General features: G+C 48.0%; 22 protein-coding genes. 5 read left to right on the plus strand and 17 right to left on the minus strand.

Annotated elements, in window-relative coordinates:
• Positions 1-210 precede the first annotated feature (210 nt).
• The 8 genes from C170_RS13505 to C170_RS13540 all read right to left on the minus strand — a co-directional run bounded on the left by C170_RS13505 (position 211) and on the right by C170_RS13540 (position 8726).
• Positions 211-1131, minus strand: a complete 921-nt coding sequence (locus C170_RS13505; protein ID WP_442789459.1) for an SDR family oxidoreductase — start codon at positions 1129-1131, stop codon at positions 211-213.
• 68 nt (positions 1132-1199) lie between these two features.
• Complete coding sequence (locus C170_RS13510; RefSeq protein WP_036610245.1) at positions 1200-2528, minus strand: F390 synthetase-related protein; 1329 nt, start codon at positions 2526-2528, stop codon at positions 1200-1202.
• Positions 2525-3385, minus strand: coding sequence for an MBL fold metallo-hydrolase (locus C170_RS13515; protein ID WP_036610248.1), 861 nt, complete (start codon positions 3383-3385; stop codon positions 2525-2527). The genes C170_RS13510 and C170_RS13515 overlap by 4 nt, the downstream gene beginning before the upstream one ends.
• On the minus strand, positions 3379-4374 hold the full coding sequence (locus C170_RS13520; RefSeq protein ID WP_036610249.1) for an NAD-dependent epimerase/dehydratase family protein: 996 nt from the start codon (positions 4372-4374) through the stop codon (positions 3379-3381). The genes C170_RS13515 and C170_RS13520 overlap by 7 nt, the downstream gene beginning before the upstream one ends.
• Positions 4371-5663: a hypothetical protein gene (locus C170_RS13525; protein WP_051447157.1), complete on the minus strand. Its 1293-nt coding sequence runs from the start codon at positions 5661-5663 to the stop codon at positions 4371-4373. Before C170_RS13525 ends, C170_RS13520 begins: the two co-directional genes overlap by 4 nt.
• Positions 5653-6654 carry a beta-ketoacyl-ACP synthase III gene (locus tag C170_RS13530; RefSeq protein ID WP_036610251.1) on the minus strand — a complete coding sequence of 334 codons (1002 nt, stop codon included), beginning with the start codon at positions 6652-6654 and terminating at the stop codon, positions 5653-5655. The genes C170_RS13525 and C170_RS13530 overlap by 11 nt, the downstream gene beginning before the upstream one ends.
• A 543-nt stretch (positions 6655-7197) precedes the next feature.
• Positions 7198-8088 carry a TIGR01777 family oxidoreductase gene (locus tag C170_RS13535; protein WP_036610253.1) on the minus strand — a complete coding sequence of 297 codons (891 nt, stop codon included), beginning with the start codon at positions 8086-8088 and terminating at the stop codon, positions 7198-7200.
• 116 nt (positions 8089-8204) lie between these two features.
• Positions 8205-8726: a hypothetical protein gene (locus tag C170_RS13540; RefSeq protein ID WP_036610255.1), complete on the minus strand. Its 522-nt coding sequence runs from the start codon at positions 8724-8726 to the stop codon at positions 8205-8207.
• A gap of 167 nt (positions 8727-8893) precedes the next feature.
• Here C170_RS13540 and C170_RS13545 point away from each other — a divergent pair, with 167 nt between their 5' ends.
• Complete coding sequence (locus C170_RS13545) at positions 8894-9268, plus strand: BlaI/MecI/CopY family transcriptional regulator (RefSeq protein ID WP_017689706.1); 375 nt, start codon at positions 8894-8896, stop codon at positions 9266-9268.
• Positions 9269-9274: 6 nt separating this feature from the next.
• Positions 9275-10606 carry a M56 family metallopeptidase gene (locus tag C170_RS13550; RefSeq protein ID WP_235200759.1) on the plus strand — a complete coding sequence of 444 codons (1332 nt, stop codon included), beginning with the start codon at positions 9275-9277 and terminating at the stop codon, positions 10604-10606.
• Positions 10607-10706: 100 nt separating this feature from the next.
• Here the strand turns inward: C170_RS13550 and C170_RS13555 are convergent, their stop codons facing one another.
• Both C170_RS13555 and C170_RS13560 read right to left on the minus strand, forming a co-directional pair.
• Entirely contained in the window at positions 10707-11441 is a 735-nt protein-coding gene (locus C170_RS13555; protein ID WP_051447159.1) for a YdcF family protein, read from the minus strand.
• A gap of 393 nt (positions 11442-11834) precedes the next feature.
• Positions 11835-12680, minus strand: coding sequence for an AraC family transcriptional regulator (locus C170_RS13560; protein WP_036610258.1), 846 nt, complete (start codon positions 12678-12680; stop codon positions 11835-11837).
• Positions 12681-12915: 235 nt separating this feature from the next.
• Between C170_RS13560 and C170_RS13565 the strand changes: the two genes are divergently transcribed.
• Positions 12916-13446 (plus strand): TetR/AcrR family transcriptional regulator, encoded by a 531-nt coding sequence (locus tag C170_RS13565; RefSeq protein WP_036610260.1) that lies wholly within the window; start codon positions 12916-12918, stop codon positions 13444-13446.
• An 88-nt stretch (positions 13447-13534) separates the two neighbouring features.
• Entirely contained in the window at positions 13535-14641 is a 1107-nt protein-coding gene (locus C170_RS13570) for an MFS transporter (RefSeq protein ID WP_036610262.1), read from the plus strand.
• 26 nt (positions 14642-14667) lie between these two features.
• Here C170_RS13570 and C170_RS13575 read toward each other — a convergent pair whose 3' ends face one another.
• A complete protein-coding gene (locus tag C170_RS13575) occupies positions 14668-15276 on the minus strand; it encodes a DUF1349 domain-containing protein (RefSeq protein WP_036610264.1) in 609 nt (202 codons plus the stop codon).
• 229 nt (positions 15277-15505) lie between these two features.
• Here C170_RS13575 and C170_RS13580 point away from each other — a divergent pair, with 229 nt between their 5' ends.
• The gene (locus C170_RS13580; RefSeq protein ID WP_036610266.1) at positions 15506-15772 is read left to right on the plus strand and encodes a SunI/YnzG family protein; all 267 of its coding nucleotides are present in this window, start codon (positions 15506-15508) and stop codon (positions 15770-15772) included.
• 151 nt (positions 15773-15923) lie between these two features.
• On the opposite strand, the gene C170_RS13585 is transcribed toward C170_RS13580, so the two are convergent.
• Genes C170_RS13585 through C170_RS13610 form a run of 6 tightly spaced genes read right to left on the minus strand, consistent with a single transcriptional unit; the run spans position 15924 to position 23517 of the window.
• Complete coding sequence (locus C170_RS13585) at positions 15924-16886, minus strand: glycosyl hydrolase (RefSeq protein WP_051447160.1); 963 nt, start codon at positions 16884-16886, stop codon at positions 15924-15926.
• A 28-nt stretch (positions 16887-16914) separates the two neighbouring features.
• Positions 16915-17925: a carbohydrate ABC transporter permease gene (locus C170_RS13590; protein ID WP_081745928.1), complete on the minus strand. Its 1011-nt coding sequence runs from the start codon at positions 17923-17925 to the stop codon at positions 16915-16917.
• A gap of 28 nt (positions 17926-17953) precedes the next feature.
• On the minus strand, positions 17954-18853 hold the full coding sequence (locus C170_RS13595; RefSeq protein WP_036610268.1) for a carbohydrate ABC transporter permease: 900 nt from the start codon (positions 18851-18853) through the stop codon (positions 17954-17956).
• Positions 18850-21435 (minus strand): DUF5696 domain-containing protein, encoded by a 2586-nt coding sequence (locus C170_RS13600; RefSeq protein WP_036610270.1) that lies wholly within the window; start codon positions 21433-21435, stop codon positions 18850-18852. The genes C170_RS13595 and C170_RS13600 overlap by 4 nt, the downstream gene beginning before the upstream one ends.
• Positions 21436-21449: 14 nt before the next feature.
• On the minus strand, positions 21450-22070 hold the full coding sequence (locus C170_RS13605) for a YIP1 family protein (RefSeq protein WP_036610272.1): 621 nt from the start codon (positions 22068-22070) through the stop codon (positions 21450-21452).
• Positions 22051-23517 (minus strand): NHL repeat-containing protein, encoded by a 1467-nt coding sequence (locus C170_RS13610; protein WP_036610274.1) that lies wholly within the window; start codon positions 23515-23517, stop codon positions 22051-22053. Before C170_RS13610 ends, C170_RS13605 begins: the two co-directional genes overlap by 20 nt.
• Between the last annotated feature and the right edge of the window lie 11 nt (positions 23518-23528).

Here is a 23528-nt window from a genome sequence, read left to right on the forward strand (position 1 = left end):
AACCTCCGCTTTTTAATTTGGAGCATCCTGATTATGTTTCTGATTCCGATCACGTTCCATTGCTTCCTTCACCCGGTCACGCGCTGGCAGCTTGCTATTGATATGAAAGAGCAGACCCACAATCGCAAGAAGTAAAATAATGACGATGAATTCGAATATGGCTAACCCCTCCCATTCGCAAACTGTACAATTTTGGCTCCTGCCTAATCTCTATTTTAAACCACGGGCGATAATCCGCTCCAGCCACTTCCACGGTAGCAGTGCTTTACCTATGATGAGCACACGCGAACCTTTTCCGAGCGCATATCGAAGTCTTGGTGCACGCATCTGCGCAATTCGGCCAATCAGATCTGCCACTTCCTGTGGATCAGGTGCCGTCTCGCTCGCATGTTTGGAATAACGAAGAACCGCATCCAGCTTATGCTTATATGGGGAGTTCTCGCTCCGGTGAATCTCACCCAAACCTTTATTCCAGATCGGCGTGCGATAAGAGCCAGGCTCAACCAATACCACCCGAACACCGAACGAAGACATCTCATGCCGCAGACTTTCCGTGAATCCTTCCACAGCAAATTTGGAGGCAGCATAAGGCGCATACCCTGGAAAACCGGACAAACCACTGACACTGGACAAATTAACAATTAACCCCTGCTTCTGTTCACGCATCACAGGCAGGACCGCACGTGTCACAGCGATTAATCCAAATAGATTCGTTTCCATCTGGCGCCGCCAATCCTCCATCGATACTTCCTCAATGAACCCGCCCACCGCAAATCCCGCATTGTTCACCAGCATGTCGATTCGGCCATTGTTGTGAAGTACGTTCCCCACAGCTTTCTGCACCGATTCAGCATCGGTTACGTCCAGTTGCACATATTGCAAACGTTCGGATATCCCTGCCTGTTCAGCCAACCTCACCAATTCTTCTCTTCGACTCAGATCACGCATTGTAGCAACAACAAGATATCCCTGCTTGGCAAGGGTGATTGCCGTAAGCATACCAAAACCACTGGAGGTACCCGTAATTAAGGCCACCGGAGCGTTCGCTCTCTCCTTTGTCTTCTTTACTGCACCAAGACCCATGTTAATTCGTCCCTGCCCGTCCTTTGTTAAGTGTTCCTCTGCTGTCACGGTGTGTCCTTCTTTCCTCGGTAAATTACTTACTTCCGTTTCTACCTATACCGCACGGCCCCTGCTGCTTAATCCGCCACTCCGTTATCTTTTCTCTCCACCCTGCGCAGCTTCGTGATTCCCGGTTCGAACGTATACGGAACAAATCTGATCTCAGGTAAGGTGCATTCCAGACGCTCTCCCAGCTTCATCAGCTCACTCCGTACATCCGTCTCGACCTGCTCCAGCACTGCGCTCCCGCCAAGCCGAAGGGATACTTCCATTGTTCCGTCTCCTTGCTGCACCACACGATAATGTTCAATATCCGGCGAAGCCGCAATGACCGAACGGGTAACGAAATCCGGAAAGACCGGTACCGCCTCACCCGTATGCATGTTTGAAAAATAAAGCGTGTCATCACAGCGGCCTTCAATCCGCTCAATGGCGGTAAACGGGGAACCACAGGCACATGGCAGCGCCGCCTCGGTCAGAATATCATTCAGCCGATATCGGATAATCGGCTGTGATGTTCTGGAGAAGTCTGTGATAATGGGCACGAACCGCCGGGTGGCGGGATCAATGAACTCTTTTTCAATATGCACAATGTCTTCGTTCAAATGCAGTGTGCCGTAACGACAGGTCGCACCCAGGAACCCTTCTGTACACTGATAGACTTGATGAACGGTCTGTCCGAAGACCTGCTCCAACACCTTGCGATCCAGGGGGTCCAGCACCTCGGCAACAGAGATGATTTTATCCGGTACAGCAGTCAGATGGCCTGCCACATAGGCGTCCGCCAACAGACGCAGCATAGAAGGAGGAGCTACCCATACGGTAGGTTGGTAGGTTTCCAGCCGATTGACCAAGGTCTCCACACGCTCCAGCAGATCAAAGTACTGAAACTGCAATTTGCCACGTTGCACGGATTCATACAAATTACTATTGGCCCGCAGGAAAAACGCAATCTTCGCAGGTTTCCACAGTTCACCAGGCAGCAACTTGGCCAACACCGTACCCGTCCACGCATCCTGCTCCCGATCACTCACCAGAAATATCCCCCGGTTCCCTGACGTGCCCGAAGACAGTCCAACCGTCACACCTAGAATGGAAGGTTTGAAATCACGTGTTTCTTCACTTTCACCTGCAAGAGTCAGAGCTTTGTCCTTGGTAATACCCACCGTGTTCAGTGTATCAAAATGTTCCATCATGGTTGATTTGTCAATCAACGGAAAGCTTCTCCAGTCGGTTGCGTCCAAGCTACCCCACCACTTCCGGTAAAATGGAGATCGGGCACGGATCTGATGAACATGCCGAATAATCCGGCGCTCTTGCCAGCGCTCAAGTTGTTCTCGTGTTTTCCATGTTCGCAGCCCACGTGCGAGTGCATAATGAACCACAATACGAAAGGTATTACTCATCGTTTCGGCCCTCCTGTACCCCAAGCGTCCAGTACATCTCGACAATGACTCGGCACAATCCGAATGTGGGGAAATTGCTGATGCAGCTGAACCAGCTTGTCAAAGTTACGATGGTATTCCTGTCGATTCGACATAATGATTCCAGCAAGAATATTCGGTCTGCGCTGTTCACGAAAAGCCCGACTCGACCATACCGCGTCCGCACAGAGAAAATAGTCATGTTCTTCTGTACGCAACAGGAGTCCCATCATGCCTTCCGCATGACCGGATACATCCACCCCAAGCAGACTGCCATCACCAAAGATGTCGTAGACCTCATCAAAAGGGAAAGCTTCCCCCGCTCTTATCCATCGCTCAGGCTCACACGTAACTGGCAATGATCTGACTATAAAATCCTCGGGCAACAGCCCCGCAAGAAAACCTGCTTTTACAGCCGCAATCGGACCAAGTGAGCGCACAGCATCATAGGCCCTTGGCAGATAAATGAATTGTGCCTCTGGGAAATCTCGTACACCCGCAATATGATCGCCGTGAAAATGAGAGAGGATGATATACCGAATATCCGATGCTTTCAGTCCAATTCGAGCCAAAAAATGAACGGCACTATCCTCTTCACGATAGACCACTGGTGTAATATGACGATACATTGCATTAGGCAAATGAGCCGTTCCCTCAAAAAAGCGGGAACTATATCCCGTATCCAAGAGGATCGGTCCATGTACGGGATGAATGATGCAGGCAAATCCTGCCGGGAAATGTACTGGACTCAATCGACCACCACGCAGCGTCAGAAACTCTGGATGTGTACAGTAACCCGCCGCACCCAAATATAGTTTCACCGGAGTTGTTGTCAGCATGATTCAGCCCTCCACCAGTCTGCAAATTGTTGCAATCCCTCTTCAATGGACACCCGAGGGATGTAGCCCAATTGCTCCCGTGCATCCGTAATATCCAATGTCTGTGGAATAGATAAGGAGCCGACTGTATACCGTGTTAATGCAGGTTCACCCAACGCAGGAATATAGCCATGAACTCGCTCCAGCAACGCTGCCACACCATATGCCATCCGATAAGGAATGTTTCGACGACGCAAGGGCATATCCAGCATGGCAAACAGGCTGCTCACCAACTCACTGAACGCTCTCGGATCGCCATTGGAGATATTGTAAGCTCTGCCGAGTGCTGCGGCATCAACATCACGGCATAACAACAAGGCATCCACCACATTATCCACACAGGTCAGATCGATTAACGCCTGTCCACCACCGATCATGGGCACGCCTGATTTTGCGTTTGCTGCGACAATTCTGGGAAATAACGTCTGATCATACGGACCAAAAATGGCTCGCGGTCGAATCATGATCGATGGAAGTCCCTTCGCATGCCCCTCCATTACAACTTGCTCAGCGAGAAGCTTCGTGGCTGCATAATGATTGGCTGGTTTGGATGGCAACGGATCATTCTCATGTACGTTATATCGCAGATTGTAATTAAAATATATACTCGGAGTTGAGACATGTATGAATCGCTGTACCTCATTATGCAGGCATACATCTACAAGATTCTGCGTCCCTTCCACATTGCTGCTATAAAAGTCACGATATCGGCCCCATGGCGAGGATAGAGCTGCACAGTGAAACACCACATCCTGTCCCGTACACGCTTTGTTCACTGCAGCCTCATCCCGTATATCTCCATTCAGGAATCGGATTCCTGCCAACTCAAGTTCTGCACCAATCTTTGGCTGTCGGCCCATGCCAGTGACTTCCCATCCCTCTTTGGCAAGTCGTATCGCGAGATGCCTGCCCAGACATCCCGTAGCTCCTGTAACCAATGCTCTATTCATTGTTGTTCACCGTTCCATTCTATGTCATGAGTCAAAGCTTCAGTCAGCGAGCACTTCTGCGATCTTGCCAGACGCCATGCGGCTAGCACCACTCCGAATTGTTCAAATACAGGCTGGATATCCTGCCCTACATAGACCACATCCCTAGCTCCACGCCACGCAGCTATCCATGCACGGAGCTTCCCTTTGCCTAAGATCTGCTGCAACCCGCTTCCCAGCATGGGAAGCATGAGCATGGCTTTGGTGCCACGTGCGGGAGTGATCATTTTTCTTTCTTTTACCAACGTCTCCGGTTCAGTTAGTGCACGCACCAAGTCATCTCCGGGGTGAAACAGATGAATCCCACTTGTTGCCCTCGGATTACACTCAATCGCGTATACTTGCCCATCCGGACCTTCTATAAAATCAAACCCAATCTGTCCACTAAAACCCGTTGCATCAACAAATTGTCTCACCCACGCAAGGGCACCCTCATGTTCCACCTGTTCAAAAAAAACACTGGCTCCCACGCTTCCTGTACGATAGCGACTGTCGTAAGTGGCATGTGCAACCAGTTGCCCTTCATGCGCTATGCTGTATGTACATAACATCTGACCAGGAATGTAGGCCTGTGCAACCCAAGGTGCAGCAACGGATAACTGCCCTTCTTCTGGAGGGTCGTTACGGAAATGTCGACGTTTCTTTTCGCTTAAGTTTCCTTCCTGATCCGTCCCTGCCCCAGCGTCATCGGTCATGAGTGTTGGCATGCGAACTTTGGCTGCAAAGCGGGAATACACCGGTTTCCACACCCAATCTCCTACTTTTTCTATAACAGACTGGGCTTCCATCCATTCCTGCCGACTGTGGATCAGACGTGTATCCGGAACCGAAAGACCGAGTGACCTTGCAAGCTGGATAAATTCATATTTATGGTGCAACTCATGCAGCTGCTCCAGAGTTGTAACCAGAACACGGCAATATTCACGCAATCTGTCTGCCCCTTGGGCAACATAGAAGACTTCTTCACACATCGGAATCAACAGGTCGATCTGCCAATCCTGTGCCAACCGTTCCAGCTCTGCCAGATACGCACGTGTGTCATGACGTGGCGACGGGACCACAGCGCACTGTTCCACTGCACGAGATAATCTGGTCAGATGCCGTACGGCACTCTCCGCGACATAGACCCGATGGCCTGCCCGATGAAGCATGCGTGCCAGATCCAGCGTTACGGGAGCCCTTCCTCCTGTAAGCAGCACACGGAGAGAAGCAACTGTACGATGTCTGGTTTCCCCAGATCTAGTAGTCAAAAATGAGTCCTCCCAATGATAATCCGGCAGCCGTGCCAATCATCAACACCCGATCACCACGCTGAATACGCTGTTGTCTAATCGCTTCATGCAGACCCATCGGGATCGATGCCGCAATCGTATTGCCGTGATTTCGTGTGATGTCCATAAACCGATCTTCAGCAATGCCAAGCTTCTTGCGAATCAGTCTCATCGCCATGGCACTTCCCTGATGGGGAATGACCAATTGGAAATCCTCCATTCGATTCCCGGTCGCCTGCAGCATATCACCAATGAAGCCAGGCAAAAGTCTGGATGCCATGCGGAAGATCGCCTGTCCATCCATATGAAAAAGGTAGGGTTCAGGCTGATCCGCCTTATAATTCGAAGCATGCAGCCGTGTACCTCCACCTGCAATCTCCGAGAAGCGAGCACCTCGGCTGTAGGTTTGAAGGGAAGCATGTACAATCTGAGAGGATGACCCTTCAGGCGAACGCTCAATAATAACAGCGGCCGCTCCATCTCCGAACAGGGCCGCACTTTCTTTATCCGACCAATTCAGTCCGGCTGAGGCAATCTCAGTGGCTACGAGCAGTACTCGCTGGTAACGTCCAGCATCTACCATATAGGAAATCACATCCAGTCCGTTCAGGAAACTTAGGCAGGTTGCATCCATATCAAAAGCAGGTACGCCCGAATCTTGCTGCCCCATGGCCTGCTGGATAAATACCGCCGTACTTGGCAACGGTTGTTCCTTCGTGCCACTGGTACACACCAGACAGTCGATATCACTAAATTGTAATCCTGCATCCGCCAGTGCAGCTTCCGCAGCCCGTGCGCCCATGAAAGAGGAGGTTTCTTCACCCGAAGCATAATGACGTACACCTACGCCTGTAGCTTTGCTAACCCAGCCCGCAGGCACGTCCAAGCGGCGATCCAGTTCCTCATCGGTGACTTCCTGTTCAGGCAGGTACTTCCCTGTCCCTACGATCCTTACTCTTCTAAGTTGCATTTCCCCAACCTCTTTCTGTTCATCTGACTGATATAATATAAGCTCGTATTCAAAAAGACCGGTTTTCAGTACCGAGAAGATGGGATGAAGCTAGAAATGGAGTAGCGGAGCGTAGGCAAACTACGTGAGCAACCACAATGTTTCCAAAGGAAACATACTTCGTAAGCCTCCAGCTTATTTCGGCTGAATTCCATATTCGATGCTGATGATGCCGATAGGCATCCTTCGTAATCAAAAGCGGACTTTTTGAAAAACCTCTATAAGTTCAGCTAATTAGTATTTACACAGACACTGCGATGACAGAACAACTTTCCGATCGCTGTTATCCCCAGATTTTTTTGATTCCCTTCTTAAAAAGGGAAAATCCGGGGATAAGCATATGCTTCCGGTGCAGCTTTCTTTCAGAAAGCTTTTAGGCGAACGCTTCGCTTCTTCAAGTTATTTCTGTCCTCTCCGTTATCGTGTAAATGTTTAGTTGAACATATATAACAAAAGGGCAGATGCCTCTGCCCTTCCTGTTGTATTTTCTTTTGTTATGAAGTGTTATTTCTTCTTATTCAAAATCTCGGCAAGAGCGGCATCTAGCGTACCGTATGTGAACGTGAATCCTTCCCTCTCCATTCGCTCAGGAATTACCCAACGGCTTTTGAGAACCAGTTCCGTCTCGGTCTGAATGAAGCGTGCGCCCAGTTCAAGCATCCAGCGAGGAGAAGGTAGTCCAATCCGCACCCCCATCTGTTCTCTCAGACGCGCCATTAACTCCCGATTCGTCACCGGATGCGGAGAGGACGCATTGAACACACCATTCAAGTGTGGATGCTCTTGCAAATAAATTACCATGCGGAAGAGATCCTCGATATGAATCCAGCTGAACTGCTGTGTTCCTGCGCCTTGCGATCCTCCCAGTCCAAAACGGACGAGGTTCGTCATGGGCACCATCACGCCGCCCTCGCCCAGCACAATCGCAATCCGCAGTGCAATCTGACGTGTAGACGGCAGACTGAATTCAAAGAAAGCCTGTTCCCATGCCTTGGCAACGTCGACCGAGAACCCGGAGCCAATCTCGCCCTCTTTTTCCGTCATGGGACGATCTTCAGCATGTCTGTATATGGTTGCTGTACTCGAATTAATCCATAATTCAGGAGGTTGATTACAAGCCAGGACGGCTTCGCCGAGAATGCGCGTTGTCCGGGTTCTGGATTCCAGAATGACTTTGCGATTCTCCTCCGTATAACGGCAGTTCACCGATTTACCTGCCAGGTTAATCAACATTTCTGCCTCTTCCAGTGCCCCTATAATTCCCGCACGATCCTCCCAGGCAATATGACCGGGCTGACGCGAGATAATTAACACCTCATAACCTAGTTTCTTGAATCTTTGGGCAAAATCCTGTCCGACAAATCCCGTTCCACCAGCTAATACAACCTTCTTCACGGTATCCCCTCATTTCCCATACTGGGTAAAGAATTCGCAAGATATAGATTGGAATGTTTCTATGCATGCAAAATACAGATATTAGATTAACACCGCCGGTGACCCGTTGGTTTGATTTATTTCGCACCCAGAGCTGCGTACAAGCGATCCCGCTCTTCGATAGCCCATGCGTTTGCAGGGTTTTGTTCCAGCTGATATCGGAGTTCATCATAAAAATCATGGATCATGAATCCATCTGGCAGATTGCCAAGCATGGCTGTAAAGTTGTACTCGGGCAGTGTTCTCTTTCCTTCACTGATCTGCTTCAGCCAGTCCATCCACTTTGCAAGAGTAAGCACTTCCTCCTGCCATAACTCAGCCTGTAACCCAAGCGCATCCTGAAGTTGCTCGTACGCCAATGGATCAGCGAAGGCGCGGCAGGCCTGAACAGCCAGTTCATACAACTCGGTCACTGCACGGCGTACCTCATGTTCAAGTTCGACCTCCAAGCCACCCATGTAATCCTGAACCTGGATGCCCTGTCCATCATCATATAATAGCGGTGCCTGCGCCAACAGGCGTACAATCTCTTCCATCGCTTGCATTGAAACTCGCTTCTGCTCATAGAGAGCAGGTAATTGATATGCTGTAATGATCATTCACTCCTACATCGTTCTTCTATTAATGACCTATATTATAACATGGTTTGGCAATCATCTATCAGGATAACTTGACTATCCACTACAAGTTGTAGTAGTTTATACGTACTACGTAGTGTAGTAATACGATCGTTATGGACGCATAACGATGTTAAGGAGTGTTCACTGTGAACCAGATTCAAAAATTATCCGAAACAGAAATGGAGTTAATGGTTGTTATATGGTCATGCGCCCCACCGGTCACCTCCACAGAACTATTAGACATATTTGCTGAGAAGGGGAAAGCGTGGAAAGCGCAGACCATGTCTACCTTTCTGTCACGGTTGGTGGATAAAGGCGCACTTACCGTCACGAGACGTGGACGAACCAATGATTATGAACCTCTTCTAAAGCCCGAAGATTACAAACTACAGGAAACGCAGCACGTTCTTGATGGACTCTACCAAGGTTCAGTTAAAAATTTGGTTTCGGCCATGTATGACGGTGACAAGCTTTCAGACGATGACATTTCAGAATTGAAAAAATGGCTTTCGGAAAAGTAGGTGCAGATGATGAATATCTTTTTTGAGATTCTGTGCAGCCTGACCGTGGCGGGAAGTATCGTTTCTGTTTGTATTTTGGCACTACGACTTATACCCGTATCTGTTTTTCCGACCAAGTGGCTCTACAGACTCGGTAAACTGGCTATCTTGTTTTATCTCTTCCCGGTATCTCTTGGCCTTTCATGGCTTTTGGATATTGCATTCCAAACGACATCAACTATACCGGGTACGGAGAATGCAGCAACTTCGGGCGTACTTGCAGGAACATTTATCCCGGAACAAACCATTTCGGTAACCACAGCCTGGTTCTTGTTATGCGTCTGGGGCATTGGAGTCATTGGTTTTTCGGCATGGCAGGCGTACTGTTATCGAAGATTTCTGAATGAATTATCTCGTACACGTACCCCAGTCCTCTGTCATAGTGAGGCAGCTGTACAGCTACCATTAATCAAAGAGGCTTTGGGTCTCAAACGTAATATCACGCTTGCTCACAGCACGCTAGTACGAAGCCCTATACTGGTTGGCTTGTTTAAACCAACGATATATCTGCCACCCGAAAATACGGTGAAAATGGACATCAGCATGGTAATTCATCATGAGTTGGTACATCTAAAACATAAAGATCTGTGGGTCAAAGCTTTGACCTTGGGGGTTAGTGCCCTGCACTGGTTCAATCCCCTGATTCATATCATTCGCCGGGACATTCATACCTGGAGCGAGTTGGCTTGTGATGAAGATGTGGTGAAAGAGATGTCCCACGAAGAACGAAGACGATATGGTGAGACAATTTTAAATGTGATGGCGGGAACCAAGAAAATGCCTGCTCAATTTTGTTCGTCCCTATCGGGTGAAGGCAAACAATTAAAAAGGAGATTGATGATTATGTTTAATGTAAAGAAACTGAAAAAGAAACATTGGATGTTAAGTATGGGAGCCCTCCTGCTTATTACAGGTGTAAGTACGTCCACCGCCGTATGGGCATCAAACCACACAGTTAAAGTGGAGGCTGAGGCTTCTGAAGCTGTGACTGTTCCTTCTACGGGTGGATCTTCTGAAATCGCAGCTTCTCCCAACAAGGTTGGAATTTCCGAAGCTGTAACTGCTCCCTCTACTTCCGAAACTCCTGAGATCGTGGCTCTCCCTGAGGATGAAGTTTCCGAAGCTGTGCCAGTTCCGTCTGCTACTGTACCTTCTATTACTGTTCCATCTACTACTGAACCTTCTGAGGCTAAAGTTGTAGAATCAGCCACTGTTCCTTTTACCGGTGAATCTCCTGAAATGGTAGCTCTCCCTGGGGATAAGGTTTCAGTAACTGTACCTGCTCCTTCAGAAAAATAACCTATCGTTAAGAAGCAATAGCCATCCTTATATGGAAACAGGACGAAGCATAGATCATAGATCTCCGCTTCGTCCTGTTTCCGTTTTTCTGTCATGTGCATTAGAGAAATGTTTTGATCGTAGCAAAATATTCGCGGATCATGTTGACGGGTTTCAGATAACCCGGTGACGGAGCCGATATGCCGTATTCTGCTGCATAACCGTTCTTGGCAGCGATATACTTGGATCGAAACATATGATAGTCACTGGTGACAATCATGATCTCGGGGTGCTCCAGCCCGGACTCATTAATGATTTTTTTGGAAAAGGCCAAATTCTCCTGTGTACTTGTGGAGCGATCTTCCATAATCACTTGGGCAGGGTTAATCCCCTGTTCAATCAGATAGTTTTTCATGGCGAGCGCTTCGGGAATCGATTCCCCAGGTCCCTGCCCACCCGATACAATGACGGGTGTCTGAGGGTGACTGCGAATGTAGTCCAGACTGGCATCCAACCTTTGCTTCAAGGTCAATGACAATTCCGTTCCACGGATGCCTGAACCCAGAATAATGACATAGTCCGCTTCTTCCGGATCATTCGCACCAAGCTGTGTGAATACAAGGGCTTCAATAATGACAAAAGAGACGGCAACCACGCCAAATCCGGTAAGGATAATCCGTTTCAGAATAACATGCTTCTGATAGTCAATCCGTCTTAGTACGATAAAAGCCACCGTGATCATTCCAAAAAACATGACTGGGAATCTTTGGCCCCAGAAGGCCAGGAACGCCACAAAACATGCCAACAGGACAAGATCAATGATCAGTCCATATTTTTGTAAGAACTTTTTTATCAAATCCGTAGACACTCCTTCTTGTACCCATTATTCCGCAAATCACTTATTATTCAATATTTACGAATATATCCTGCACCTATGTAACTTTGAGGCAAATGGAGACTACGAACTCTCCGCAGGTCATGCATTAATTGCTCGTGTTGGATGATCGTCTGAATGAATGGGTCCTCATATAACATATCTGCCTCCTGCGGTTTACCTCATTGTCCTCTTATAGCTGTTAACCTTCGTTCCAATATATCATGTTTACCTGGCTGCAATAAAATGAACAACGCTTGAACATCCTCTGTACAACTTCGAATCTCTAATTAATCACAACCAAATAACCCATAAACAGCTTCGGTTATCCGAATGTTTATGGGCGACAATGATCGAGTTTGAAACGGTTAAAATTTATTTAATCGGTATCCAGATTTGTGGCGGTTGATTGGGCCCCGGGTATACTTCCAGCTCCGGCATATATGCGTGCTCATAAGGGTTAGATGGAAACCATTCCGAAATAATCCGTTTCCACAGAAGCTGCATACTCTCCGGCATCGGGCCTTCTACCTCAAATACACTCCATTTGGAAGCAGGCATGGTGAAGCTTGATAATCCTTCCGGTACTTCACCATCGTAAGTCGTAGCAATCCAGTATTGCATCTGTTTCTCCTGGATTTCGCTCTGATCCACAACGACACCGAGTAAACCTGGAATATCCCCGTTGTTCAGTTCAAATAAACGATCCTCTGTACCGCTCGTCCACGCTTCCTGCCACATCTTCCCGATGCCTTGCAGATGTTCTCCATCTGCATATGAGAAAGTTTGCTCTACTCCGACCAACGTAAATTCGGGATATTCAACGATTTTATATTTCATCGGCTCTGCTCCTTTTAGACTCACTTGAATCACCAGACGATTATACGATTGGACAGCGTTACTATTCTTTCGAGCCTCACTGGGTGCGATCCCATGTTGTCTACGAAATGCTTTGGAGAAAGATTCCGGTGTGTCGTAACCGTATTTAAACGCCAGATCAATAATTTTGTGATCACTTTGAAGCAGCTCATGTGCCGCCAGTGTCAATCGTCTGCGTTTTATGTACTCGGCTACAGTAACATCAGTTAATAAGGCAAAGGTACGTTGAAAATGAAAAGGAGAGATATGGGCCTGCGCTGCAATCTGCTCCATCGTCATATTTTCGAGTAAGTGGTCTTCCATATATTGAATAGCGACCTGTAATGCGTTGATCCAGTTCATGTAATAATCACTCCTTGATGTCTAATATAACGGATAAACCACCCAAAAACCTGTCATGTTGTGCTCTCATATGTCCGGTTAATGTGCAACGACGTTATTCATATAACGCCCTGCCCAGGCTTTGAACTAACCAAAGACAAGAGGAGTCACAACATTTGACAATGTAAAAGATATATTATAGCCTACAAGTATAATGATCGTTCTATCTTATTTTGAAGGGAGAGTATCACTGATCATGAGCAGCAAAAAGGAAATGCTTTTGAACGTGGCTGAAGAATTATTCTACCTCCACGGCTTCCATTCTATCGGCTTGAAGCGGATTATCACGGATGCCGGGATTGCCATCATGACGTTATATAATCATTTTGAGTCCAAGGATGATCTCATTGTCCAGGTACTCTTGCGACGCGAACAGCGTTATTTAGAACAGCTCAGGCAATATGCAGACAATAAAGCACAACCTATGTTCCTCAATCTGGCTGAGGGACATGCAACTTGGTTGAAGGAACACGAATCAAGAGGTTGCTTATTTCTACGCGCCAAAGAAGAATTCGGAGGTCATGCAGACCATATCATCGTGCAGACAGTGAATGCGCATAAAAGACATATGCGAACTTTAATCCAAACATTGGCGCCTGTTGCAAGTGATCGAGATCTATTGCGATTCTCCCTGCTGCTGGAGGGTTCCACGGCACTTGCTGAGACAGAAAATGTAAATGACGTCTGCCTTGAACTGATCCATATGACGCAGACCAGTTTCAAATAAAGCTATTCCGGGTGAGTTAATATTTCAACTCACTTTTTTATTTATCAAGAAATATAATGATCGTTCTATCTAAAAGGCGGTGGATTTAATGAAAAAAATTATCTTTCCAGGCATTGCACTTATCGCTGTATGTTATGCATTCGGGCGATTCAGTTATGGATTGTTTATGCCGGAAATTTCGGAGGCCTTAAAATTAAATGATGCAGCCTCTGGCGCGATTAACTCAGGAACGTATATTGCCTACTGTCTGTCCCTTCTAACTGCACCACTGTTGATTAATCGCAAGGGACATCATTATGTCATTCAATTGGCAGGGATCAGCGCAGTGCTCGGATTAACCGGCATCGCCTTGGCTCAGAATGCATGGGTTCTTACATTTAGTATATTTCTAGCAGGTTTGAGTACAGGCTGGGCCTCTCCAGCCCTCGGTAACACGGTTAATGCCGAGCTTGCTCCCGAGCTACAAGCAAGAGGCAACAGCTGGATTAACACAGGGACCAGCTTCGGAATTGTAATATCAGGTCCACTCTACTGGCTGTTCACGGATTACTGGCGTCTAACCTACATCCTGTTTGCTGTAATCGGTGTTGTGGTTCTTTTGTGGAACAGACGTGTTATTCCGGCAACCAAGACACTGCCTTGTACCAAGTCTCTCTGGACATGTATGAAACCTACCAGACCAGGGTCTGCTCTGCTCATGGCTTGTCTGTTGACAGGTTTCAGTTCTGCAATCTACTGGACGTTTGCCCGGAACTTCCTCACAGACGAGAAAGGGGCCTCCGATTCGGAAGCCGTGTTGTTCTGGATTGTGATGGGGGTTATGGGGATACTCGGTGGATGCGCTGGTCGCATTATTGAACGGTTCGAGATTGGGTGGTCCTACCGAATAGGCATACTTTTATTGGCTATTTCGCTCGGGGTTATCCTTCTGCCTTCAATGACTGCCAGTCTCATCTCTGCGATCATATTTGGCAGCACGTATATTTTCCTGACCAGTGTATTTATCGTTTGGGCGACGAGACTATTCAGTCCAAATGTGTCCATCGGAATTAGCCTTGCCTTTCTCGCGCTGGGTGTTGGGCAATTTCTTGGCTCATCCATGGCAGGGTATACGATCGAAGTGTTTTCCAATACAACGGCATTTCTGGCCTTTGCTATACTCGGTCTGTTTGGAATGTTAATTCGGGTGAAATAAATGACAAAACAACCTTCTGATCCCTGTTATTTTACCCGGCGAACACTTCCGGTCACTCCATGTTGAAGCTGTACGTCTGTAAAAGTAACCGTGGTCCCTTGCCCAATGGGGGATTGGGCCACAATGCCAACTTTGATCTCTTCCGCGCAGTCGAGTCCGAAATAACGAACCAGCTTCCACTTCTCTCCATCCTGAGAATAATGGAAAGCAAAGCTGTTGCCTGCCCGGGCTACACGTAAATAAGGCTTATTAACGTCTACAGGTGCGGATACACAATCATCCGAGCTACCACGAGTAACAACACTAAGAATAGATGGCTGTTCTTCAAAATATTCAAAGCAGACTTTAGCCCAATTCGTATCGTCCACCCTCACCATCAGGCAGCCGGAGTCATACTGTTCTTTCATATCCACCTGTACTTGAGTGATGATGCTGAAATCTCCCTTGACTATCGTATGTAAAAATGGAGCTGAAGCTTTCACCGGCTCACCTCCCGGATCAATGAAAAAGTCACTGATCGGCGAAACGGTTATCGTTACTTTGCCGTCTTCAATGGACCAATCTGTTGGCTCGTTCAGCCATCCCAGGTTGGCGGATAATGTTTGACCTGAACAATGTTCGAATAGATTCGTCATGTGGCACACCCTTTGTGTTGGAGTTGGAGTTTAAGTTTTCTAACTTCTCTATTTGTATTCGATATGTAACATGGTTAATCCTGTAGGTTTTTCATTAAGTTCCCATCCCTGATATCAGTTGATAGAAATCGGAACTCTTTATTATTAATAAGGTAATTTTATCCAAAATATGATAAACTGGACATACGAGATTACTTCAATAATTTGAATCACAACAGGAGGTCATCCTATGTTTGGTGTTAACGTGAAAAAAGTAGAAGATCAACTGGTTATCCGGTGGCAGTTTTCCAAAATTGAAATTCCTATCACACATATCACATTGGTCACCCTGGATGATACGTACGGTGGAAGCGAACCATCCGCCATTCGGATCGGTCCAGTCAATGGCACAAGCGAGAGGATTCTGATCCGTACAGTGAATCAATCGTATATTTTATTCACTTCCAGCGTGAATTTATATCCCAATATCCAAGCTATGTTACACCCGTCAAACTAGATTCTTGTTCAACCGGATTCCAATGTTTCTCGGAAGAGGGGTTCCATTTACATACGTGCGCTACCAACAAATGAAGCGTTAGTATTCGCATGAATTCTTACAGCGAATACTAACGCTTCATTGATTCCAATTCAAGTTGGAAGTGGGGTTCTTATAACCAACTCCACTTCGGTAACTGATCGAGCGTAATGACCTCTTCGCTGTTATACACTCTCTTTAAAAACGCCACATCATTATGCGTCCCGTCTCTCAGGAATCCACCTGTCCAGGTACAGAACCAACTCCAGTGTACATCCTGTTCCTTCATCTGCTTAGGGTCAGGGATGGAGCCGTTCTCGGCCAGTGCAATGATTTTACTATCCTTCACAAGCTCTCGCAGGTTGGTGTAACGTGCCGCCAGCGGGCTGTGATCTCCCGCTTCCGGGTATACATCTACACTCACAATATCCACGATATCATCCCCTGGATACCATTCCGGTTTTTCCGAGTTCCAGACCCAGATAAGATTGTGCAGCTGATGTTCTTGAACCAATCGATCATACAACAAACGATACAACTGTTTGGCAGGTTCGGGGCCTTTCGCTCCCCACCAGAACCAGCCACCCTCCGCTTCATGAAGTGGTCGAAATAATACAGGCACACCAGCATCCTTCAACTCTTGCAAATGTGTAGCAATAACATCGATATCCCGAATCAATAACTGATATGCTTCCGATTCAGGATGCGCCAGCGCTGAACCCAGATCATAGGTGGTAGCATCCGTATAGAACCCCCGCCACCACTCTTTACCCGGTTCATCGATCAGATCCGTCGGTGCGTTCCAGTGCCAGCATAGTGTCACGATCCCGCCTTGTTTGTGCCAGTCTATCGCATCCCGAATCTCTTGGGAGACCGCACCGCGCTCTGTTCTTGATGGCGAATATTCCATGAGATCAAAGCCAATCACAGCTGGTTTCCGGCCTGTATTTTCATTAATCCAGTTTAGATTGCTATAATCCTGCTGGCCTGACAACATCCCTTTTTGATAACACTCTACCAGGAACGCCATCAGTTCTTTTGCTTCGGGAGTCGCTGCTTTATTCACCGGAACTCTGCTGATCTCACGCACTGTCATCTCTACACCTCCAATTGGGTTTACCATGTTAACCCACTACACCGGAACGTTCAATACTCTCCACGAAATAACGTTGCACAAACAGATACAAAATGATCAGGGGTGCAATAGCCAGCAAAATGCCTGTATCCACAATCATCGCCACATAGTTTGGATCGGCCTTGATGCCCGAGTTCGAGCCAAAGCCCATCAGTTGCGGAATCAACTGGTTCGCCTGAGCAGGTAAGGAAGCCACTTTCAGCGAGATCAGTGGACTTTCACTCATGAATAATGCCGAATAGAAGGTATCGTTATACTGCCATACAAACGAAAACAGAATAACCGTAATCAACGGCGAGATTGCATTGGGCAGCATGATTCGAGCAAACGTTTTGAATCCGCCTGCACCGTCAATCAGTGCAGCCTCCTCGATTTCCTTTGGCATGCCCTTGAAGAACTGACGGAAAATATAGATGAACAGCCCCGCCTTCAGCCCTCCCGCTGTAGCAGCCGTGATCATGGAAGGCCAATACGTATTCAGCAGATTGATACCATTTTTTCCAGAGAACAACTGGATGATGCCCATAAAGTCAAAGCTGCGGAAATGCAGATACATTGGCACCATAAGTGTGCTTGTCGGCACCAGAATCGTCAGAATCACAAGGATGAAGAGTACATTACTACCCGGAAACGAAAACCGGGCGAAGCCATATCCGGCAAGTGCACAGGATATCGCTGTCAGAAGCGTTGTGATGGTAACAAACAATAACGTGTTCGCCAGCAGAGGCAGGTAATCCATCACTTGCGCCGCTAGCCGGATATTATCCAATGTAAAGTGCTGGGGAATCATATAGATCGTTGGATTGTAGATATCCTGTTTATCCTTAAACGCAACTGACACTTTGAGAAATAACGGGTACAAAATAATAAATGAAATGCCGATGACCAGTGCATATCTGAATATGGAATAGAGAAGGTCCGATGTTTTGTTTCGCACCCGATGCATGTGATAATTCTGCTTCGGAACTACCACCATGCGATCTGTCCCTGATGCAGCCATAATCTGAAGCCTCCCTTAATGTTAACCGTCAGTTGTAGTGAACCCGCCGTGACAAGACCCATCCCACTACGATCAATACAAGACCAATCACCAGTGTATACAGCCAGGACATCGCCGAGCTTAAGCCAAAGTTCTGGGTTTTGAATGCGGTTTGGTAGATGGCCTGTGTGACTGGACTCCCGGCAAATGAATCAATGATCGTATAGATGACATTTGTCAGGATCAACGGACTGACCATGGGAAATGTAATTTTCCAGAATGATTCATAAGCTGTCGCCCCTTCGATCTTCGCAACCTCATACATCGATCCCGGTACCGATTGCAGTGCAGCGAGGAAGATCAAAATCTGAACACCTGAGCTGCTAATAATCTCATAGATCCGCATGATGGCTTCTACAATGTAATCCACATAGGCCATCGGCAATCCCACATCCGCCAGCATCCGCACAATGGACACCACATTGAACGAAGCCCCGCCATCTGCAGATGCATCGACCGCACTTGCATCTCCCATCAGATTGATTAATCCTGCAGACTCGGCTGCTGCGACTGCACTGGAAGCCAGAATAACCGGCAGGAAAAAGATCGCACGTGCCATCGTTCTGCCTCTGAACTTCTGGTTGAGCAATGTCGCCGTGAACAGACTGAAGAACAGAATCATCGGCACGTTCAGCAGCATCGCTCCAACCGAATCGACCAGAATCCGGTTGAACGTCGCGTCAACTAGAAGTGCATCCTTAAAATTTTTAAATCCAACGAAGTCCAGCACGTACCCACCCGGAGCAACGGACAGATTACTCAGACTGAACCGAATCGATTGCAGAAGTGGTGTGGCAAAGAGGAAGATGAAACCGATCAGCCACGGGGAAATAAATGCAAGTCCAAGGAGCGCTCTCCGTGACTTCAGCGATAATCGAATGGTTCTCATCGGTTCACTCCTCCCACCACATAGTCCGTCCCAGCAACCGTTGTTCCATCCACGGTTACTGCATCCGCATTGTAATTCACAAGGATGGATGTACCGCCAGTATAGGTGATCCGGACCACGCCATCCTGGATGCGTTCATGCTTCAGGATCTGCTCATTCTCCAGTTCTCCCAGCACTTCATTGGCCTGCTTATACAAGGCAACAGCGTCATCCACCCAATAGCCATACTCGGTCGCGTAGGCCGAATCATAATTCGTCAGCTTTAGCCTGGATGATGGTTCATAGGTCCATTGAAAATACGGAGCTGCCCCGAATTCCAGACTGCGCAGCAACTGTTTGCGGAGATCCTGATCCCCCGACGTGTTCATCGGAGATGCCGCATAGTTCATGTATCCATGAATGACCATCGCATAAAAAGGTACTTCTTCATCGGTAATATTGAACCGACTCGACCCTGCGGGTACATTCACAACATGTTGTGCACTTCCCCAAGCGTAGCTATTTGCGGCAGATATCATCATGTTCGGATAGGACTTTGCCAACTTGCCAAGTTGCTCCTTCACAATGTTTTTCGCCGTCTCCCGATGAATCACCCGACTATCCCGATAATCGGAAGTCAGGACCTGCCCAAGATCACGAAGGGATAATCCGCCGAGGTCCAGTTGATTGTACTTGTCGGCAAACTCATTCACCACATAAGGAAGCTTGGCCGCTGAGAGCAAATAATAACTGTCTCTACTCTGATCCATACGATTAAGTGCAGGATTGTACGGATACAATTCTGCTGTCTCCTTTGTTACAAACCGCGCTGCATCCGAGGAAGGAGCAAAGCGCATATCATCGTGATAAATGTGCTGGAAAGCCACATCCGGGAACAGAGCTCCACCCGACTGCTCCAGCTTGGTGGACAACGCCTGCAGTTCGGAACGACTGCCCACTTCACTGTCCAACTTCACCTGGGTTGGCATATGATGACTGATGCCACCGCCAAACCATCCTTGATACCGCATTTGTACACGTTCAACACCATCCTGCTGTAACTTTGCTGCCATTTCTGTAGCCTGTTCGTACGTGGTCATGGCTAAAGTGGTCCGATAGGGTACACTCAGGAACGAAGCCTTTTTGTCCACTGCACCAAGCACATCCACATAAAACGGCAACTCCGTCTGTTCTGGGAGCGACTTCAGTACATCCTGCTCTATCAACTGCTGCTGATACAGGCGGGCCATACCCGAGTAACTGGCATCTTCTCCATGAAGGAAATGATAACGGGCCTGAATATCTCCACGGTAAGGCTCTTCGCTAAGCAGCTGAATCTCCTGCATTTTCTGCGAGGTGTACATTTCCAATTCATCCTCCCCCCGCAGGGAGAAGGTCGCATGCACGTGGTTGTAACTATTCTGTCTGCCTCCAATATCCGCGGAGATACTGGCAATGCCGTCCCCTTTTTCAATGACTGCAAACCAGGCATTCTCCCCGTTCTTCAGACCAAACACAGGCATATACGCGGATTCACTCACCTGAGGACGACTGAGCGAATTATCATTTGGATCTGCGCCATAGACACGCTGTACATACTGCTCTTCTTGGGTTTTTCCGTTGTTCAGATGGATCAGACTGCCGGAACCATCAGGTACGAGCATATAACCCTCACCCTTTGTATCCGCAGCACCAAAATAAGCGAGCAAATCAATGTTCCGAATGCGGTATTGCCCACTTTCTTCTATTTGGCTTAGAGGTACAGTCACAACGAGTGCCCCCTGCTCAAGTCGATATTCCACAGAAATGACGAAGCTCGGCTTATCCGACACACCTCCGCCTTCGACTCCGTTCTCCTGATTGTCAAAAGCCAGATCGTCCGCCGTATACCCCGCCGTCTCAAAGGCACCCAGCATCTTGTTCAGCACAAGTTGCTTCGAAATCTGTCCATCCAGCCGTTCCAGAATATCCGGATTGCTCTTGGTTGGATAATATCGGGCAGATGTGTACCTTGCGACAGTAGCATCCAGCTTGGAAAGCACTCTCTCCTCCAGCCGCTGCTTGCTAATCAGTTTGGGCAGCGCATCAATGCCAAGTGACGTATCCCCAAGCGTATAGTTCACCCGAATCCCCTGATCGATGTGGCCCACTGTGAATTGTTTGTTGCTAATGCTGGAGCTGAAATTCGGAAAGTTCTCCAGTGTGCCCATCGCATCCCGGAAAGACACATTCAACTGGGAGGACAGCACCTCTTTTTCATACGCGGAAGCAAGACCGTCCTCAGCCCGTTCTTTCGGGTTGCTATACCAGATCTCTCCACTTTTCCCGTCACGTACTGCAATTTCCGTGGTCTCCTCGTTATAGTACAGGGCGAGTCCCTGATCTTCAGCGACCAGTTGCATACCAGGCACACCCTGCGAGGAGTCGCTAAGGAACTGCAACGGTTCTTCCGTGACGGGCATGGCTTTGGTTGTCGTATCCAGATAAGCCGCGGCTTCTACGGCAGGAACTCCCCTGTTGTTTATATACAGCAGCCCGGCTGCAATCATGATTACAGCTGTACCACCAGCCAGCACCGTATATAATCGTTGCCTTTTGTTCACGGATGCCGCCTCCTTTAGGTCCGAAAAATCAACTCGCGGTAAATGTTATAACCGAATTCGTACAACTGTTGCAACATGCTGAAGATCAGTGCGCCAAGGAATACGATAATGCCCATCACAATGAGCGTCAGCACCATCGTAATGATTGTTCTAATCACCGTGTACTGGTGTACCGTCATCATGCCAATGAACAGAAGCAGTACAAACCAGAAGAACGCGATACTATTGAACAGATAATAAAAAGCAGTCTCCTCCTGCACCATAAAACGGCTGATCACGATCATTGGGGCATAGATCAGAATAACCGGAATGAGCGAGTAACCTGTCGCCAGAACGATTTCCTTGAACTTGCCTTCTCCTTCCATCAAAGTTGTTACCGCCCAGTTGGCCATGCACCATAGAAAGAAAGGGACTGCAACCGTGGCGATCTCGATGATGCTATTAATCGTACGAGGATCGATGTAATTAACGAGGAATCCTGCGTACTGCTTTTGCAAAATCATCATGACAATAGTAAGCGCCAATGCTGCAAAAGCAACAAGCAGCCGTCCCCGGTTATCCGACTTGAGATCCCAGAATGCATCAATGGGGTGAAAAATGAGATGCAGCGGAAACTTAATGAAATCCTGCTTCACGATCAACCTGCCTCCTCCGTCTCCATTTAACTGCTACCCGGGTCAGGATCAGAATGACAATCAGCGCGATTGCAGCGGTCAGGAATGTACCAAAATGTTCCTTCATCATCTCCCGCCGATGCCTCTTGAACGCGACAGAATAACTCTTGCGGTCCATTCCAAGTTCGAAGTAACCTAGCGCTTCCTCGTTTTTCTTCTCCATTAATAAGGACTTGCCGATACCGATATAAGCGATGTCATAGTTGGCATTCAGCTTCAGCACTTCTCTCCATATATTCACGGCCTCCGTGTCCTCGCCCCGATAATGGAGTACCACCGCTTCATTCACACGGGCACCAAAACGGGTTGGCGCATAAACGACAAGGTTGTTCTTGCCCCGATCCAGAACCAAGTGATGCTCACCCGATTGTTCAATCGCGACAGGTGTTTTGAGCGTGCCCACCTGATTTCCTTTGCCACCGTATATGTAGAGCAGATGACCTTCATCGTCGTACGTGAACACCCGGTTCTGTGTCGCATCCAATACACTGTACATGCCGTCGCCCAGCACTTTCACATCGATCAGTTTGGATGGACCCGGATTGTTGCGGAACCGGATATCGCCTTTGACATCGTAATAACCAAACCGTTTCAGTACATCTTCACCAGACGGGTTAAGCCGCTTAATCGGTTCATTCGAGCCGGGATCAATATTCGTTGCATACACAAATCCTTTGTGGTCGATATCTGCATTGGAGAACTCCGTTGGGACAAACAGGACCATTTGTGCACGCTGGGCTTTGGTGGATAACATGCGCCAGATATATTCGCCGTAGTCCCGCTCCACTTTGTTCGTACCGACGTATCCGATAAATTTCCCACTCTCGTCAAACTGCATAATCCCTTCGTAGACCCCCTGCGCCACAACGTACACTCGGCCTACATGGTCCACCGTTAGTTTCAAAGGCTGGAACTGGAATTGGGTCGACAGGATATCTGATTCTGGCTTCGTGATGGTTTGAATCAGCGCCCCCTCTCCATCCAGGACAACCACACGACCGTTGCCTGTATCGGCAACGTATATGCGTTCTTGTTCATCTACAAACAATCCACCTGGAAGGTTAAAGGTCTCCTTGCTACCCTCCATCATGAATCCATCGATGACGTGCAACAGCTTAAAGTCTGGGTCCAATATAACAATTCGGCTGTTGCCGCTATCCAAAATATAGATCAACCCGGAGGGAGAAACGTTCACATCACCGGGGTCTTTGAACTCACTAATGCCGAGGTCACGGCCTGATATCGTACGCTCGGGCAGATAGGCATCTGGTGAAGGTACAGCCTCTTTCCAGTAGTTGTAGTTATAACTCTCATACGGCGCCGGGGAGGCCGCCGCAGGCACGGCATTCACCAGCAGCAGAGATACTGCCGCCAGGAGAACAAGCCATCTTTTCACTGTGCGTGCCATATCGTTCCCCC

The organism is Paenibacillus sp. FSL H7-689, from assembly GCF_000517905.1.
Taxonomy (GTDB): domain Bacteria; phylum Bacillota; class Bacilli; order Paenibacillales; family Paenibacillaceae; genus Paenibacillus; species Paenibacillus amylolyticus.

Excerpts from the sequence above, each read along its gene's own strand:
- C170_RS13540 (WP_036610255.1), bottom strand. The coding sequence starts at position 8,726 with ATGATCATTACAGCATATCAATTACCTGCTCTCTATGAGCAGAAGCGA.
- C170_RS13580 (WP_036610266.1), top strand. The coding sequence starts at position 15,506 with ATGTTTGGTGTTAACGTGAAAAAAGTAGAAGATCAACTGGTTATCCGG.
- C170_RS13560 (WP_036610258.1), bottom strand. The coding sequence starts at position 12,680 with ATGAACTGGATCAACGCATTACAGGTCGCTATTCAATATATGGAAGAC.
- C170_RS13585 (WP_051447160.1), bottom strand. The coding sequence starts at position 16,886 with ATGACAGTGCGTGAGATCAGCAGAGTTCCGGTGAATAAAGCAGCGACT.
- C170_RS13530 (WP_036610251.1), bottom strand. The coding sequence starts at position 6,654 with ATGCAACTTAGAAGAGTAAGGATCGTAGGGACAGGGAAGTACCTGCCT.
- C170_RS13610 (WP_036610274.1), bottom strand. The coding sequence starts at position 23,517 with ATGGCACGCACAGTGAAAAGATGGCTTGTTCTCCTGGCGGCAGTATCT.
- C170_RS13510 (WP_036610245.1), bottom strand. The coding sequence starts at position 2,528 with ATGAGTAATACCTTTCGTATTGTGGTTCATTATGCACTCGCACGTGGG.
- C170_RS13575 (WP_036610264.1), bottom strand. The coding sequence starts at position 15,276 with ATGACGAATCTATTCGAACATTGTTCAGGTCAAACATTATCCGCCAAC.
- C170_RS13520 (WP_036610249.1), bottom strand. The coding sequence starts at position 4,374 with ATGAATAGAGCATTGGTTACAGGAGCTACGGGATGTCTGGGCAGGCAT.
- C170_RS13565 (WP_036610260.1), top strand. The coding sequence starts at position 12,916 with ATGAGCAGCAAAAAGGAAATGCTTTTGAACGTGGCTGAAGAATTATTC.
- C170_RS13550 (WP_235200759.1), top strand. The coding sequence starts at position 9,275 with ATGATGAATATCTTTTTTGAGATTCTGTGCAGCCTGACCGTGGCGGGA.
- C170_RS13570 (WP_036610262.1), top strand. The coding sequence starts at position 13,535 with ATGAAAAAAATTATCTTTCCAGGCATTGCACTTATCGCTGTATGTTAT.
- C170_RS13515 (WP_036610248.1), bottom strand. The coding sequence starts at position 3,385 with ATGCTGACAACAACTCCGGTGAAACTATATTTGGGTGCGGCGGGTTAC.
- C170_RS13590 (WP_081745928.1), bottom strand. The coding sequence starts at position 17,925 with ATGGCTGCATCAGGGACAGATCGCATGGTGGTAGTTCCGAAGCAGAAT.
- C170_RS13595 (WP_036610268.1), bottom strand. The coding sequence starts at position 18,853 with ATGAGAACCATTCGATTATCGCTGAAGTCACGGAGAGCGCTCCTTGGA.